The organism is Actinophytocola sediminis, from assembly GCF_054779715.1.
This window is the reverse complement of the sequence record NZ_BAAGXS010000104.1, coordinates 1-16088: the sequence shown is the minus strand read 5'-3', so window position 1 is coordinate 16088 and position 16088 is coordinate 1. Positions and strand designations below refer to the sequence as shown.

The 16088-nt window shown below is 71.5% G+C and carries 14 protein-coding genes and 1 pseudogene; 5 read left to right on the top strand and 10 right to left on the bottom strand.

The window, feature by feature from the left end:
- Window positions 1-82: 82 nt before the first annotated feature.
- On the top strand, window positions 83-961 hold the full coding sequence (locus ACYVIP_RS43380; protein ID WP_460406965.1) for a hypothetical protein: 879 nt from the start codon (window positions 83-85) through the stop codon (window positions 959-961).
- On the opposite strand, the gene ACYVIP_RS43375 is transcribed toward ACYVIP_RS43380, so the two are convergent.
- Entirely contained in the window at window positions 953-1879 is a 927-nt protein-coding gene (locus ACYVIP_RS43375; protein ID WP_460406964.1) for an AraC family transcriptional regulator, read from the bottom strand. The two genes, ACYVIP_RS43380 and ACYVIP_RS43375, sit on opposite strands and share 9 nt — an antisense overlap.
- An 82-nt stretch (window positions 1880-1961) precedes the next feature.
- On the opposite strand from ACYVIP_RS43375, the gene ACYVIP_RS43370 reads away from it, so the two are divergent.
- Window positions 1962-2825 carry an NADP-dependent oxidoreductase gene (locus ACYVIP_RS43370; RefSeq protein WP_460406963.1) on the top strand — a complete coding sequence of 288 codons (864 nt, stop codon included), beginning with the start codon at window positions 1962-1964 and terminating at the stop codon, window positions 2823-2825.
- On the opposite strand, the gene ACYVIP_RS43365 is transcribed toward ACYVIP_RS43370, so the two are convergent.
- From ACYVIP_RS43365 to ACYVIP_RS43340, 6 genes are all read right to left on the bottom strand, one after another.
- A complete protein-coding gene (locus ACYVIP_RS43365) occupies window positions 2822-3472 on the bottom strand; it encodes a hypothetical protein (protein ID WP_460406962.1) in 651 nt (216 codons plus the stop codon). The two genes, ACYVIP_RS43370 and ACYVIP_RS43365, sit on opposite strands and share 4 nt — an antisense overlap.
- A 25-nt stretch (window positions 3473-3497) precedes the next feature.
- A complete protein-coding gene (locus ACYVIP_RS43360) occupies window positions 3498-3836 on the bottom strand; it encodes a PPOX class F420-dependent oxidoreductase (RefSeq protein WP_460406961.1) in 339 nt (112 codons plus the stop codon).
- On the bottom strand, window positions 3833-4462 hold the full coding sequence (locus tag ACYVIP_RS43355) for a TetR/AcrR family transcriptional regulator (RefSeq protein ID WP_460406960.1): 630 nt from the start codon (window positions 4460-4462) through the stop codon (window positions 3833-3835). The genes ACYVIP_RS43360 and ACYVIP_RS43355 overlap by 4 nt, the downstream gene beginning before the upstream one ends.
- 607 nt (window positions 4463-5069) lie before the next feature.
- On the bottom strand, window positions 5070-6428 hold the full coding sequence (locus ACYVIP_RS43350) for an FtsX-like permease family protein (RefSeq protein WP_460406958.1): 1359 nt from the start codon (window positions 6426-6428) through the stop codon (window positions 5070-5072).
- On the bottom strand, window positions 6425-7195 hold the full coding sequence (locus tag ACYVIP_RS43345; protein ID WP_460406957.1) for an ABC transporter ATP-binding protein: 771 nt from the start codon (window positions 7193-7195) through the stop codon (window positions 6425-6427). Before ACYVIP_RS43345 ends, ACYVIP_RS43350 begins: the two co-directional genes overlap by 4 nt.
- 116 nt (window positions 7196-7311) lie before the next feature.
- Window positions 7312-8178, bottom strand: a complete 867-nt coding sequence (locus ACYVIP_RS43340; protein ID WP_460406956.1) for an AraC family transcriptional regulator — start codon at window positions 8176-8178, stop codon at window positions 7312-7314.
- A gap of 98 nt (window positions 8179-8276) precedes the next feature.
- On the opposite strand from ACYVIP_RS43340, the gene ACYVIP_RS43335 reads away from it, so the two are divergent.
- Complete coding sequence (locus ACYVIP_RS43335; RefSeq protein WP_460406955.1) at window positions 8277-9878, top strand: FAD-binding oxidoreductase; 1602 nt, start codon at window positions 8277-8279, stop codon at window positions 9876-9878.
- 2 nt (window positions 9879-9880) lie between these two features.
- On the opposite strand, the gene ACYVIP_RS43330 is transcribed toward ACYVIP_RS43335, so the two are convergent.
- Complete coding sequence (locus tag ACYVIP_RS43330) at window positions 9881-10561, bottom strand: SDR family NAD(P)-dependent oxidoreductase (RefSeq protein ID WP_460406954.1); 681 nt, start codon at window positions 10559-10561, stop codon at window positions 9881-9883.
- A 126-nt stretch (window positions 10562-10687) separates the two neighbouring features.
- Between ACYVIP_RS43330 and ACYVIP_RS43325 the strand changes: the two genes are divergently transcribed.
- Window positions 10688-11095, top strand: a complete 408-nt coding sequence (locus ACYVIP_RS43325) for a winged helix-turn-helix transcriptional regulator (RefSeq protein ID WP_460406953.1) — start codon at window positions 10688-10690, stop codon at window positions 11093-11095.
- An 88-nt stretch (window positions 11096-11183) separates the two neighbouring features.
- A pseudogene (locus tag ACYVIP_RS43320) lies at window positions 11184-11717 on the top strand (MMPL family transporter); the annotation flags it as partial.
- 23 nt (window positions 11718-11740) lie between these two features.
- On the opposite strand, the gene ACYVIP_RS43315 reads toward ACYVIP_RS43320, so the two are convergent.
- Both ACYVIP_RS43315 and ACYVIP_RS43310 read right to left on the bottom strand, forming a co-directional pair.
- Complete coding sequence (locus ACYVIP_RS43315; protein WP_460406952.1) at window positions 11741-15556, bottom strand: S8 family peptidase; 3816 nt, start codon at window positions 15554-15556, stop codon at window positions 11741-11743.
- Window positions 15557-15742: 186 nt separating this feature from the next.
- On the bottom strand, window positions 15743-16088 hold a 346-nt coding region (locus tag ACYVIP_RS43310), incomplete at its 5' end, for a helix-turn-helix domain-containing protein (RefSeq protein ID WP_460406951.1).

Here is a 16088-nt window from a genome sequence, read left to right as displayed (position 1 = left end):
GGCGACATGAACAACGTGCGACGCTTCTGGGACGACCGAAACGTTCAATACGCGCCGGGCGGGACCGCGCCAGAATGACCGGGTGACTGTTGACCTGTCGGCCGCCGCCGCGTTCCTGGCCACCCATGGCCGGTTGCTCGACCGCCGCCGCTTCGAGTACCTCCTCGGCGACACGGACGCCGCCGCCGTGCTCGCCGCCGTCGACGGGTACCGCAACCCCGACGGCGGATACGGCTGGGGCCTGGAACCCGACCTGCGGGCACCCGAGAGCCAGCCAGGTGGCGCGTTGCACGCGCTGGAGGTGTTCGCCGAGGTCGGGCCGACGCCGAGGGCGGTCGAGGTGTGTGCCTGGCTCGGCCGGATCTCCCTGCCCGACGGCGGGGTGCCCTTCGCCCTGCCGGTCGCGGACCCGGCCGGGTGCGCGCCGTTCTGGGCGGACGCCGATCCGCGCGCGTCGTCCCTGCAGAGCACCGCGTTCGTCGCCGGGGTCGCCCACCAGGTCGCCGCCGGCGATCCCGGCGTGGCCGCGCATCCCTGGCTGGCCGCGGCCACCCGGTACTGCTTCGCGGCCATCGCCGAGCTCGACGGCGCGCCGCACGCCATCGCGCTCCGCTTCGCCGTCGGGTTCCTGGACGCCACCTACGACACGCACGCCGAGGCCCCGCCGCTGTTCGACAAGCTGGCGACGTTCATCCCGCCCGACGGGCTCGTGCCGGTCGCCGGTGGCGCCGATGGCGAGACCATGCGACCGCTGGACTTCGCGCCGCTGCCCGACCGGCCGGCCAGACGGCTGTTCAGCGCCGAGGTGATCGCCGAGGACCTGCGCCGGGTCGAGGCCGGACAGCAGGACGACGGCGGCTGGCGGGTCGACTTCGACAGCTACTCCCCCGCCGCCGCGCTGGAATGGCGTGGATATCTGACCGTGGGCACGGTGTCGTTGCTGCGCGCCAACTCACGCTGATCCCGCCGCGCGGCGGTGCTGGCCCGGGGCGGTGCCGAACTGCCGTTTGAAGGCGCTGGCGAACGCGAACTCCGAGGTGTAGCCGACCTTGCCGGCGATGGCGCGCAGCGGCTCGTCGGTGTCGCGCAGCAGCCGGGTGGCGGTCGTCATCCGCCACCAGGTCAGGTAGGTGAGCGGCGGTTGGCCGACCTTCTCGGCGAACCGCCGCGCGAACGGCGCCCTGGACAGCCCCGCCTCGGCCGCGAGCGTCGCGACGGTCCACGGCCGGGCCGGGTCGCGGTGGATCGCGTGCAGTGCCGAGGTGATCGCCCGGTCGGTGAGCGCCGCCGCCCAACCGGTGCCGCCGGTCGCGGGCTGGGCGGTGAACCAGGTGCGCAGGATGTAGAGCAACAGGGTGTCCAGCAGGGTCGGGATCAGCGCGTCGGTGCCCAGGTCGGGGCGTTCCAGCTCGGCGGCCAGCAGCTCGACCACGGCGCGCAGGTCGTGGCCGAGGCGGGCGGGCAGCCGCACGACCTCCGGCAGGCTCAGCAGGAGCGGATGGGCGCGGGCCGGATCCAGTTGGTAGGCGCCGCACAGCGTCACGGTCGTCGGGCCGGTCCCGGTTGGCGGCCGGTGCACGTGGCGCTCGACGAACGCGGGATCGTTCGGGTCGCAGGCCTCGGCGTCGATCGGGGTGGCCGGGCTGTCGGCCAGCGCGTGGCCCTGGCCGTGGGGCAGGAAGACCACGTCGCCCGTGCCGAGTGGCAGCGGGTCGGTGTCGGGGCGGATGAGCCAGCAGCTGCCGTGCAGGACCACCTGGAAGCCCGCCGACCCGGGCACGGGCGCGAACCGCTGTCCCCAGGGGGCGGTCCACACCACCCTGGCCGAGCGCGGCTCGCCGGTGCGCATCACCGTGAGCACGTCACTGAGCAGATCCATGGTCTTCTCTCCGAGACGATCGGATATGTACCAGGGACCCTAACGCATGGATTGTCTCCCCGTCGGCTCCTACGGTTCAGTCATGCGCAGCGCACGAATCCACGAGCACGGCGGCCCCGCCGTCATCCGGATCGACGACGTCCCCCGGCCGGTGCCCGGTCCCGGCGAGGTGGTGGTCGAGGTCGCCGCGACGTCGTTCAACCCGACCGAGACCGCGCTGCGGTCGGGGATGCTGCGGTCGCTGTTCGCGGTCGACCTGCCGTACACCCTCGGCTGGGACGTCGCCGGCACCGCGGACGGCCGGCCGGTCATCGGCTGGCTCGCTGGTGGGGCGGCGGCGGAGTACGTCGCCACGCCGGCCGGCCGGCTCGTGCCGGCGCCGGTCGGGATTCCACTCGCCGACGCCGCGGCCATCCCGCTCGCCGGGCTGACCGCGTGGCAGACGGTCATGCCGAACGTGCGGCCGGGGCAGCGGGTGCTGATCAACGGCGCGGGTGGTGGCATCGGCGGATTCGCCGTCCAGCTCGCCAAGCACGCCGGTGCGCACGTCGTGGCCACCGCGAGCGCGCGCAGCCGGGACGCGGTCCGGCGGCTCGGCGCCGACCAGGTCGTCGACTACACCAGTGGCTCGGTCGCCGCCAGCGTCGACCCGGTGGACGTGCTGATCCACCTCGTGGGTACGCCGCCGCCGTGGGTACCGCCGGTCCGGCGCGGTGGGGCCATCATCTCCGCGGCGGCGCCGGTGACCGCGCCCGCCGGGGTGAGCTCGACCCACCTGGTCGTTCGGTACGACGCGGCCCAGCTGAGCGAGCTGGTGGCGTTGGTGGACGCGGGCGTCGTGACGGTCGAGGTGACCGAGACCCATCCGTTGGCCGGGATCGCCGAGGTGCACCGCAGGAGCGCGGCCGGCGAGATCCGGGGGAAGGTCATCATCGTGCCCAGCTAGAGAAGAAACAGGGAGACACTCCAGGCGGTGATCCAGATCGCCCAGCCGAGCGCGCCGACCAGGCCGGCCGCCCAGAGCCGGTTGCCGCCGTCGACGTTGTAGGGACTGGCCGACGCGGCCACGAACAGCACCGCGGCGCTGAGGTAGCCGAGCACGGCGTGCCAGGTGGCGATCAGACCGGCGTCGGCGCCGGCCAGGGTGAAGCCCAGGATCGCCAGCGCCAGGAAGACCTGGTTGAACCCGAGCAGCACATTGCTCAGACCCCACAGGCCCGCCACCGAGCCAGGACCGTGCCGGGCGGCGGCGGCCATGCCGAAGCGGAGCGCCTCCACACCGGTGAAGGTGGCGTTCTGCATGAGGACGCCAGCGAAACCCACCAGGGCCCACGCGCTCGCCCCGGACCCGCCACGCCACAGCACCGACAGCAGACCGGCGGCGAAGACCGTGGTGCACACCCACGTGACCGGCACGATCGTCGACGGTCTCCGGAACGCGTCACCCAGGTTGGCGAACGAGGCCGTGACCGCGTTCAGGTCCCTGCCCGAGGTCGGGAACGGGAGCCCGGCGCGGACGTAGATGACGTTGAGGATGACCAGGATCAGGACGAACCCGATGCCGCCCAACCCGGCCAGGACGGTGAACTCCATTGTGGACTCCCCCAGAAACACGGTGTCATGACTGCGTCAGCGTGATCTCGTAGGCGATGGGCCGGTCGCGGTACACCAACCGGGCGAAGATCCAGAACCGGGTCCGCGTGCCGTCGGTGCCGTCCAGTCGCCGCGCGCGGCCGCGCACCGCGGGGCCGGTTGGCTTGCCCGTCGACGTCGACGGCGCGAGGGACACCTCGGGATTATTGGCCAGCCGCTTGACCTTCGCACTCGTGGCCCGCGTCATGAAATAGGCCTTGCCGTCCTTGATCTTCACGTTGACCGGGGTGCCGACGCCGCTGCCGTCGCGTCGGTAGGTGGTGAGCAGTGCGATGCTGGATTTCCTCAGTACCTCGACGCTCATCGCGGCCTTTCCGGGTTCAGCAGTTCGCGGCCGAGTGCCTCGGTCCACCAGCGCTCGATCTGGTCTGGCGGCCAGCCGCGTTCGTTGACAAGGGTGTTGTAGACGTCGATGTTGCACAGGGCGGCGTAGATGTCGACCGCGGCCGGCACCTCGAGGCCCGGTCGCAGGGTGCCCGCCGGCCAGGACGAGAACGCCTGGTCACGGGGTTCGTCGGCGCGCCGCCGACCTTGCTGGTAGAACGCCGCCAGCTCGGGCTCGGTGCGGCCGACCTCACGGATCAGGGCGATGATGTCGCCGGCGCGTTCGAAGAGCCTGCGGTCGTAGCCGGTCATCATGGCCAGGTGCGCCATCGGATCCGTGGTGGCCGCCAACTCGTCGAGCATCTGCGGCAGGCCCGCGGACAGGTCCGCGACCTCGACCAGCGCCTGGACCAGCCCGGTCTTGCTCTGATACGCGGCATAGACGGTGGGCACGGAGACGCCGGTCTGACGGGCAACGTCCCGGATGGTGGTCGCCGCCCACCCCTGGGCGAGGAACAGGCGGCGCGCGGAATCGACGATCTCGGACCGGGTCTGTTCGGCCTGTCCCACCCGTCGCGACGAGTCGTAGCGTCGCCGTTCCCCCATGGCCCACCAGCTCCTTCCGTGCCATGTATTGAATATAGCACGAGGAAAGCGGATATGCCTGAGCCGTCACGGTGTCGGCAGCTGCCCCCACACCTCGGTCGCCACGGAGACCGCGCCGGCGCAGCCGCTCTCGCCGCCGGTAGGCACGTAGGTGCTGACCTCGGCCAGTTCCGCCGAGCATCGCGAGCTTGCCGACCGACAGCACCGCGATACCGGCGCCGTCACCGGACACCAGGCTCAGCCCGCACTGCTCGAAGGACCGCCGGTCGACGATGCCCGCCGTGCCGAACTCGGCGAACGCGGCCGGCTCGACCACCCCGCACGGGTCGTACGTGGCGAAGTCACCGAGCACCGCCTCGGCGGTCAACCCGTCCGCTTGGTTCGCGGCCGAGTGCGCACCGGAACCACCCGACTCGCCCGCCACCACGTTCGTGCACCCCGTCAGGCCGGCGACCACCCCCAGCGCCACCACCCATCGCCGCCCGCGCCACACCCGCATGACTCTCCCCACCTGGTCGAATGCCGGCGAAGCTACCCACCCAAACCGCCCGCGCACCCCCACGGCCACAACCGGCCATCGCCGCCGGACCCGCCCCGCACCCGATCGTCAGACCGCGACCGCCTGGATCGGTGGGGTGCGGATGGCCCGACCGGCGGCGCCCAGGCTCGCGGCGAAGGTGAGTACCACCGCGATCGTCACGATGGCCAGGTACACGCCGATCGTCATGTCCGGCAACACCTTGCCCGTCCTGGCGATGCTGTAGGGCACGATCGACACCGCCGAGGCCAGCGACCCGAACAGCACCCCGATCGCGGCCAGCACCGCGCCCTCGACACCGACCATGCCCAGCACCTGCGGCGGGGTCGAGCCGACCAGCCGGTGCTGGCCGAACTCCCGGCGGCGGTGGATCGTCGCCGCCACCAGGGTGTTCACCAGCATGATCGCCGCGAACACCGCGATCATGCCGACCACGACGAAGTTCAGCGTCTCGATGCTCTGCTGGTCGGCGTTCTTCGCCACCCCGGCGGTGACCGAGTTCTCGATGCCCTGCATGTACAGCGTGCCGGTCGCGATCCCGGTGAACAGGATGATCGGCACCAGCACGCCGCCCATCTGCCGGCTGCGCTGCTGGATGTTGAGCACGGTCAGGTACCCGCTGACCCCCGCGAACCAGCGCACCGGCCCGGCCAGCACCGCGATCCCCGCCCGGCCGAGCGCGGGCGCCAGCACGGCCAGCCCGATCGCGGACATGATCGCCGCCTGGCCGGCGATGGCCATGCCCTCCAGCCCCATGTCCTCGACGATGGTCACGGTGAGCACCCCGCAGCTCATCCCGATCCCGACCAGCACCAGCCCGACGACCAGCCGCGTGCGGCCGAGCCGGGGGCTGTCGAGGGCGGCGGCGAGCATCGCGTCCCTGGCGCGGGCCATGGTGGCGCGCCTGGCGGTGACCCTGGCGGCGATGGTCGCCGCGACGAACGTGATCCCCAGCCCGACGCCGATCGCGACCGACCCGAACTCGTGCACCGTGCCACCGGCCGCCTGGCCGGTCTCCTTCAGCACGTCGAGCAGCAGGCCGCCACCGAGCATGGCCACCGGGATCGCGGCGAGGGCGGCGACGACCGCGACCACCGCGGCCTCACCGACGATCAGCCGGCCGACCTGCGCCGGGGTGGCGCCCACGCTCTTGAGCACCGCCATCTCGGTGTGCCGCTGGCTGACGAGCAGGCTGAGCGTGGAGGACACGGCGAAGGTGACGATGACCAGTCCCCAACTGCCGACCACCGACGCCATCAGGATCAACGGATCGGCTGTCGTGGCCGGCACCCCGTCGGCGAGCGCGGTGTCCACCATGGACGCGAAGCTCATCAGCACCACCGCACCGAGGAACAACGCGATGAAGCTCGCCACGAAACCCGTTGTGCGGTAACGAAGAGAGCGCAGCGCGAGCAGGAACATGGTCATGCGCCGGCCGCCGTGCTCCGCTCGGAGGCGTCCCCGAGACGGGCCATCCGCTCGGCGACCATTTCCGCGGTCGGGTTGCGTAGCTGACCGACGATCCTGCCGTCGGCCAGGAACAGCACACCGTCGGCATAGGACGCGGCCACCGGGTCGTGGGTCACCATCACGACCGTCTGGCCCATCCGGTGCACCGCGTCGGCGAGCAGCCCGAGCACCTCGCGGGCGCTGCGGGTGTCGAGCGCGCCGGTCGGCTCGTCGGCGAAGATCACCCGGGGGTTGGTCACCAGGGCGCGCGCGATCGCGACCCGCTGCTGCTGTCCGCCGGACAGCTCGGCCGGCCGGTGCTCGAGCCGGTCCCCGAGACCGACGCCGCGCAACACCCGCAGACACTGGTCGCGATCGACCTTGCGGCCGGCCAGCCGCAGCGGCAGCGTGACGTTCTGCCAGACCGTGAGCGTGGCCAACAGGTTGAACTGTTGGAACACGAACCCGATCCGCTGCCGGCGGAACTTGGTCAACGCGGTCTCGCTGCTCAGGTCCAGTTCGGTGCCGTCGATGAACACCTGACCGCTGGTCGGCTCGTCGAGCCCGGCGGCGCACTGCAGGAAGGTGCTCTTGCCGGAACCGGACGGCCCCATCACCGCGGTGAACGTCCCGGCGGGCAACCGCACGGTGACACCGTCCAACGCGCGCACCGGATTGTCCCTGGTACCGAAGATCCGGCGCACTCCGACGAGCGCAAGCGCGTCGACGTTGGTCGTGGCGGTCATCGTCATCTCCTTGTGGTGGCGCCCCGTGCGCCTTGGCGATCACGCTAGATGCGGCGCGCGTCACTCACGATGGGGCGCGCCCCCGCGATCGGGGTAGGGCTGGCCCTACCCTCGCGTCACGACTCGGTCTGGCGGGCGAGGCCGCGGAACCGGGTCGGGGTACTGCCGGTGAACGCGCGGAAGTCACGGTTGAGATGGGGCTGGTCCACATAGCCGCAGGCGGTCGCGATGTCGGCCAGGCGCGGCGCGTGCGGTTGGCTGAGCAGGCGCAACGCGCGGTGGAACCGGGCGATCCTGGCGACGGACTTCGGTGGCAGGCCAACCTGTCGGTGGAAGCGGGACTCCAGATGTGGCCTGCTCCAACCGATCTCCTCGGCGAGCGCGCCGATCGTCTGTCGGCCGCCCGAGGTGATCAGCCGGCGCCACGCGCCGAGAACCGGCGCGTCGAGGGCCGGACCGGTGCGCAGCCACTCGGCGAGCCGCCGGTCGAGCAACGCGAACCTGGCCGGCCATGCCGGGATGTGCGCCAGTTCCTCGATCAGGTGCGCTGCCCGGGCGCCGAGCAGGTCGACGATGCCGACATCGACCTGGGACAGTTCCTTGAGAGGCAGGCCGAACAGGGCGTACGCGCCAAGCGGGGTCAGCCCGATCGTCATGCTGTGGTCGCGACCGGACTGCTCGAACACCACCGGCTCGGCCCGCAACCCGTCGACCGGCGAGCCGGACACCAGCTGGCGCTGCCCGGAGTTTCCCGGGATATACCACCGTTGTGCCGGTTCGAGGTCGAGCAGCACGGTCAGCCCGGCGACCGGGGTGACCCGGTGCAGCACCGGACGGTCGTCGGTGTGCCGGGACCCGGCGTAGCCGAGCACGTGGGCCGACAGTGCCGGTGCCGCCGGCCAGACGAGGTTGTCGCCCGCCGGTAGCTCGACGTCGCGCCGCGACAGCGCGCTCGACCATCCGTCGAGTCCCCGGCCTCCCACCGCACCAACAGTACCGCGATCTTGCGTTTGTCCAATACCGGGAACCGGTGCCGCGACTACGTTGTCCGCCGACCAGGTCCAGCAGAGGGGAACCGTAGATGACCGGACACAGTAGACGGAACGTGCTGCGTGGTGCGAGCGCCGCCGCGGTGGGGCTGACCACCGCGACGCTGGGCGCCACCCCGGCGGCGGCCGAGTCGGACGACTGTCCACCGCCACTCGGTCCGGTGGCCATCGGGCCGGACGACCCGCGCTACCAGGACCTGATCATCCGGGGCTACAACCGGCGGTTCGCCAACAATCCGGACGAGGTCCGGGTGGTCGGTTCGACCGAGCAGGTGGTGCACGCCGTGCGGGACGCGGTGCGCACCGGCCGGCGGCTCGCGGTACGCGGCGGCGGCCACGGCTTCGAGGGCTTCGTCGACGACCCGGCGGTACGGATGCTGATCGACATGTCCGGGATGACGCGGGTGTACTACGACCCGCGCCGCCGGGCGTTCGCCGTCGAGGCGGGCGCGACCCTCGGCGAGGTGTACCGCAGGCTCTATCTCGGTTGGGGGGTAACGGTTCCCGCCGGCTGGTGCCCCCAGGTCGGCGCGGGCGGGCACGTGGCCGGCGGTGGGTACGGGGTGCTGTGCCGGCTGCACGGCCTGGCCGTCGACCATCTGTACGGGGTCGAGGTGGTGGTGGTCGACCGGGACGGCACGGCCAGGAGCGTGGTGGCCACCCGCGAGGAGTCCGACCCGAACCGGGAACTGTGGTGGGCACACACCGGTGGCGGCGCCGGGACGTACGGAGTCGTGACACGGTACTGGTTCCGCACGCCGGGCGCGACGGGTTCGGACCCGGCGGCGTTGCTGCCCAAGCCACCGGCCTCCACGCTGTCGTTCTCCGTCGACTGGCCGTGGGCCGACATCCCCGACGTGGCCGCGTTCACCAGGCTGATGGACAACCACGGGCAGTGGTCCGCACGCAACAGCGCGCCGGACTCTCCTTATGCCGGTTACTACAGCGAGTTCCTGGTGACGCGTCGCCTGGCGCAGAACATCACCCTGATCGGCAAGATGGCCGGTGCGGACGCCGAACAGCGGATTACCGACCTGGTCGCCGAGATCAGCGCCGGGGTCCGCACCCCACCGACCCCGGTGTTCAGCCGGCAGCCATGGCTGGCCGACGCGCTGCTGGGCTCCCCCGGCGATCCGGGGCCGATCTTCCGGCTCCAGGTCAAGTCCGGCTATCTGCGCAAGCCCTTCACCGACCGGCAGCTCGCGGTGATCTACCGGTACCTGAACATGGACGACTACCCGGGTGGTTTGCTCAGCATCAACTCCTACGGCGGCAAGGTCAACACGGTGCCCGTCGACGCGACCGCCGTCGCACACCGGGACTCGATCCTCAAGCTGCTGTTCGTCAACGGCTGGCCGGACGCCGCGAGCGACGGTGCCAGGACGCGGTGGCTGCGCGAGTTCTACCGGGACCTGTTCGCCGACACCGGCGGTGTCCCGGCGCCGAGCGAGCGGACCGACGGCGCGTTCATCAACTACGCGGACACCGATCTCGCCGACCCGGCGTGGAACACCTCCGGTGTGCCGTGGCACACGCTGTACTTCGGGGAGAACTACCCACGACTGCAACGAATCAAGGCCCACTGGGATCCGCGTAACGTGTTCCGGCACGCCCTCTCGGTCCGTCCCGGATGAGGTCAGGCGTTGAAGATGGCCTCGGGGCGGTCCCGGCGTTCGTGCAGATCCCAGAACAGGGGGGCGATCTGCTCGGGCGTGGCCGCCGGGGAGCCCTCTGGGCCGCCCCCGCCGATCCAGACGTTGATCGCCACGTGGGCGGCGTACACGCCGCTGCCGGTCAGCTCCTTGTTCAGGTTGATCACCCAGTTGCGCAGCGCCGCTTGGGCGGCGTTGACGTTGCCGAGCATCGGCACCGGGTCCACGGAGCCGCCGCCGGTGGTGAACAGCAGGGTCCCGGCGCCGGCCGCCCGCATGGCGGGCAGTACCGCCCTGGCCGCGGCGACCGCGCCGTAGAAGCTGTACTCGACCTGCGGTTGCAGGTTCTCCACGGTGACCTCCGATGGCGCGGCGATGGTGAAGCCGGGCACCGGGGAGTGCGGGGCAGGCGAGTACTCCAGTACGTCGATGCCGCCGAAGTGGGCCCGCGCACCGTCCAGCGCATCGGTCAGTGCGGTGCGGTCGAGGATGTCGGCGGGGAAGGCGGCGGCCTTGATGCCGTCCTGGCCGAGTTGGCCGACCAGTGTTTCCAGCTTCTCCGTGGTGCGGGCGATCAGGGCGATGTCGAAGCCCCGGCTGCCGAAGGTGCGGGCGATGGCCAGGCCCATGCCGGAGCCGGCGCCGACGATGGCGAGAGTAGGCACAGTCAGATCTCTTCCGTGTCGTGTGGGCGTGGCGCCCATCCAATTCTTACTGTTTGTGCGTAGCGCCATGATGGACCAGGATGGAGGGACGTACAAAAGGCACATCGATGTCCGTACCGGAGGGGAATGTGCGCCATGGACACCGCCGACCAACCCGACGCCGCCGCTCGCCGAGGGCCGTGCGCCGCCATCCCCGCTGAGCAGATGGGGTTCGTCCGGCAGATTCTGGACCGGATCGGCGACAAGTGGAGCATGCTGGTGATCGCCGTACTGGAGGCCGGCCCCCTGCGCTACACCGACCTACAGCGCGAGGTCCCCGGCATCTCCCAGCGAATGCTCACCCTCACCGTGCGCCAACTCCAGCAGGACGGCCTGGTGACCCGGACCGCCCACGCCGAGGTGCCGCCACGGGTGGAGTACGCCCTCACGCCTCTCGGCCGCAGCCTCCACCACATCGTCACGTCCCTGATCACCTGGGCCGCCGACCACCACGGCCAGATCCGCGAACACCGGACCCACACCGCCACCCAATGACGACCTGACCTGCGCCAGCACGGTCTCTCGGCCCGCTCCGGATGAGTCCTAAGTGGACATCAGGGCACCACACGACTACGACGAGACGATGATGCCGCGACGGCGGTGGTGCGCCCAGGGTGGGCTGATGGTCCACGGCGGCTCCCCCAGCGCGCACGCGCGGTGGTGGTTGGTGGCACGCCACTTCGCCGCCGGCCACGTCATCGTCGTCGACGGGCTGATCGCCCTGCTACCGGGCGGATCGGTCGTGTGGAGCACGATCGGCGAGGCCGCCGGGCGCACGCCGCCAAGGCCGTTGGACTGGCTCGGCGTGGCGCTCGTGGTGGCCGCCGCCGGATCGCTGGTCGACTACACCATCTTCCTGATGAGCCGCGCCCGGGAGGAGGTCGCCCGTCGCGGCCACCGTGCCGGGATCCTGCACGCGCTCACCACCACCGGCGGTGTGATCACCAGTGCCGGGGTCGTGCTGGCCGCAACGTTCCTCGTGCTCACCGTCTCCCCGGTCGTGCTCAACATCCAGTTGGGGGTGTTCGTCGCCGTCGGCGTGCTGATCGACACCTTCCTCGTCCGTACCCTGCTGGTGCCCGAGCCGGGTTGGCGCATAACGGCGGTGCGGAGGGGCTGTGCCCCTCCGCACCGCGGACCTCAGTGCTGGCCTCGTCGGGTGACCTTCCATGCTCGGGTGATGGTCTGGTCGACGGAGTTGCCGGCGGTGTCGGTCGCCTTGACCCGGAGGGTCACGAACTCGGCGTCGCGGGGCGCCCGCAGGCGGAACTTGGCTCCCTCGTCCTTTCTGGACTGTTCGGTGCCGGCGGACCGCCAGGTCCGCCCGTCGTCGTGACTCACCCACGCCTGGACGGTGAACCGTCCGTTGTGGCCGTCATAGCCGGGTTGGTAGCCGGGGGTGAACGTCGCGGTGTACGGCTTTCCCTCGGTCACCGCGTTGGTGAGGTCGACGTCGACGTCGTAGCGCAGGTCGGCCAGCGGCACGATCTCCTTGGCACCGACGGCACCGTCGAACTTCACGTTGACGTCCCACGCGGTGTGCACCTCGGTCATGAACGCGCGCACGTTCTGCTCGACATCCCATTCGTACCGGTACTTTCCGGCGCCCATCGGCGTGGCGCAGCCGACGTTGATCCGCTCCGGCCAGTCACACAACACCTTTCCGTCGTGGAGCAGGCGCGCGGTGTTCCTGGTGTTGGGCCACCCGAGGACCTGTCCCTCCGGCGCCCGGTACAGCTCCCCACCCGTGGGATACACCACCTTCTGGTCGGGTTCACCGATCGTGGCGGTCATGACCGGGTGCTCGACCGGGCCGTGGGCAACGGGTACCGAGCCGTAGTTCTCGGTGACCCTGGCGCCGGCGACGTGTGCGCGCCGGGTCTCCTCGTAGACGGTCCGGGAGCCCACAACGAACCGGTACCGGTGCACCGGACCGATCCCCGAGGGCGTGGACGGCGTGTGGTACTCGGTCCGGGTGTGCGGCGTGGTGAACTTCGTCGTGTTGTAGGCGAAGGCGAGCTTCTGGGAGTTGTCGTTGGTCCCGGAGACACCGACCGAACCTGGCACATCGCTGTGGTACCGGGCATTCACCGTCTCCAGGTCCCGGTCGCGCACCCGGGAGTCCGGCAGGCGCAACCGGTCGAACTGGTACTTGAGGTCGTAGGCGTACGGGGTGACCGGCTGCCCGCCCGTACGCACCGAGACCGGCCCTCTGCGCACCGCGTCGGCGAGTTTTCGGCCTTCGTCGACCGACAGCGTCGCCACCGGAATCGTCGTGGGGGCGAGCTGGGTCCGCAGATGTGAGCCGGGATAGCCGGCCGCGATCAACACACCCGTTGCGCCGGCCGCCGCCGCGTCGGCGGCCACCTTGTCCACGCGCGGCCCGCCCGGCAGCCAGGTCCCCGGCACGCCCCAGTCCTCGGTCACCACCACGAGCCTGCCCCGGACCCGCGCCGAGGCGAGCTCGGCCGGACTGCCGCCACCCGCGTACACCAGTGAGTACTTCTTGCCCGAGTCGAACGTCGGATGGCACAGCACGCGCCCAGCACAGCCGGTCTGCCCGCTGTTCTCGTTGGGGTACCACGGATGCAGCTCGGGCACCCGATTGCCGGACGCGCGCATGGTCAGTGCCGGCGCCACCAGGTAGGAGCTGAAGTGGAGGAAGAAGGTCCCGATCGTCGCGGTGGAGTCGTCCGGCACGACGTACTGTTCCCTGGCACTGGACGTGACCCTGATGGTGGGGTGGCTGATCGCACCGTCCTCGTGCTCGACCGTCACCTGGCGCACCGCCCAGACCAGGTGGTCGTGGTGGCCGAGTGGTTCGGCGCTCCGCTCGGTCCGGTACTCGAGCTTTCTGGCCGTGCGGGCGTCGATGACGATCTCCCGGTCCCGGTCGAGGACCAGCTCGGCGGCGCCGCCGATGGTGTCGGACAACGTGAAGTACGGCGCGGCGAGCGTGTAGGTGCAGACGTTCGCGAGGACGCCGTAGCGGCCTTCCGGCAGCAGCGGGTCGGGGCCGCCGTAGCGCCAGGTGTAGGCCCGGCCGTCCTGCCACCAGCCCTCGATCTGCTCGCCGGTCTCCAGGTTCAGGATGTGCACCAGCGAGCAGTCCACGGTGTTCGCCGGCACGCCGAGCCGGTCCACGCCCTTGAGGGTGAGGCGGTGGCGCTGGATCTCCTTGCTCCAGCCGACGGTGCTGCGGGCGAGCACCGTGTCCCCCGACCGTGCCTCCAGCCAACCGAAGTAGGGCGCGATGTCCAGCGCCGCGATGTCGACCGAGACCCGGACCGGGACGCTGCCACCCGCCGGTATGTCCACTGTGGATGGTTCGATGGTGACGGCGCCGGGCGGCGGGGTGTAGTCCGCGTTGGCGGTCAGGCCCGTGCGCAGGGTCAGCGCCAGGTCGGCGCGCACCGGCGCGGCGGAGACGTTCTGGAAGGTCACCGTGCCGCTGGTGGCCGCGTACGGCGGCTCGATGGCGCCGAGGTTGAGCGTGCCGGTGGCGACCACGGCGGCCGCGGTGGCGCGGGACAGGTCGACCATGCCGCCGCCCTGCTCGGTCACGCCTTCGGCGGGGTTGGGGTTGGCCGTGCTGACCAGTGCGTCCTTGAGCTGGGTGGCGGTCCAGTTCGGGTGCTGTTGGGCGAGGATGGCGGCCGCGCCGGCGACGTGCGGGCTCGCCATCGACGTGCCCTGCTGGGACACGTGTCCGCCGCCGGTCCTCGCCGCGACGATGCCCGTGCCGGGCGCGGTGATCTCCGGCTTCACCGCGCGGTCCAGGATGCGCGGCCCTCGGGAGGAGTACCACGCGACCGAGTGCGGCGCCGTCTTGTCGACCGCGCCGACGGTCAGCGCGCGGTCGGCCGTGCCGGGAGAGGAGACCGTCTCGGGGCGCTCGTCGTTGCCCGCGGCGATGACGAACAGCGCGCCGGTGTCCTCGGAGATCCGGTTCACCGCCTGGGCCATCGGGTCGGTGCCGTCGGTCGGGCCGCTGCCGAGGCTCATGTTGATCACCTTGGCGCCCTGCGCGGCGGCCCACTCCATGCCGGCGATGATCTCCGAGTCGAGACCGGAGCCCTCGTTGTCGAGCACCTTGCCGACCACCAGCTGAGCGCCCGGTGCGACCCCCGTGTACTGGCCGCCCGCGCCGAGGGCGATGGCGGCGACGTGCGTGCCGTGCCCGTGGAGGTCGGCCACGTCCTGGCCGGCGACGAAGCTGCGGCTGGCCGCGATCCGGCCGGCGAGGTCCGGGTGGGTGGCGTCGACGCCGGTGTCCAGCACGGCGACCTTGACGCCCGTGCCGTCCAGCCCCGCCTGCCAGGCCTGGGGCGCGCCGATGGCGGGCACGCTGACATCCAGCGAGGCCTGCGCCTTGCCGTCGAGCCACACCTTCCGCACCGACGCGGCCGGGCTGGTCAGCTCCGCCCACGCGGCGGGGGCGTGGTCCTTGGCCACGGCGAGCGTGGTGGCGTCGATCGCGGACAGCGTGCGGGTCTTGGTCGAGCCCCTGGGTGCCCGCGCCGTCTCGGCCCTGGCCGGCGGGTAGGTGACGATCACCGGCAGCTCGTCGAGGTGGGCGTCGTCGTAGCCGTACTCGGCGAGCTTGGTCAGGTTGAACAGCTCCCGGTCCAGCCTGCCCTCCCCCACCAGCCGCACGGCCGCGATCGGCAGCGCGTACAGGTCGTCCTCGACCTCGGTGAACCGGATGTCGTCCTGCGGTCCGGCGTCGAGGACCAGCGCGCCCTGCTGGCGGCCGTCGGCGGCCGTGTCGAGGCGGACCTGGTCGCCGGTCAGCAGGGTGAACGTCGGCCCGGGGACGAACTCGGCGGCCGCCGGTGACGGGGCGACCTCGGGTGTCGGGGGTGGCGCGGGCGGGGTGGCGGCGGCGTGGCCCGCGTCGGCGAGCAGCACCACCCCCGCGAGCAGCAGCGCCACGGATGACCGGCTACGACGCATCAGGATTCCTTCCAGGGCAGGGTGTTCCCGGTGGACGCGACGTCACAGCGGCAACCACTCGTCGGGGTCGGCCGGCTCCTCGGCCACCGGTTCCACCGGCGGGATCTCGTGCTCCCGGTCGGGGTCGGCCGCCGGGCAGGTCGTCTCGTCCATGGAGACACCCTGCTGGCCGTGGTCGGCCGCCAGCTATGGCAAGAACGCACCATCCTTGCCGGGGCCGGCCATCAGCAGGCGCACCAGCTCGGTCCGCGACCGCGCCCGCAGCTTGCGCATCACCGCCGCCATGTGCTTGTTGACCGTGTTCGGGGACACGAACAGCGCCTCGGCGATCTCCCGGTTGGTCCGCCCGCCGACGGCCAGCTCGGCCACCTGCCGCTCCCTCGGGGACAGCTCCTCGCCGTAGCCACGACGGCCGTTGCGGTGGCGGGCGGGCAACGCGACCCCGTGCCGGCGGGCCAGCGCGGCCGCCCGGCCGGCGTCCCAGGTGGCGCCGAGCCGCTCATACACCGCGGCAGCCGCCAGCAGCGACGCG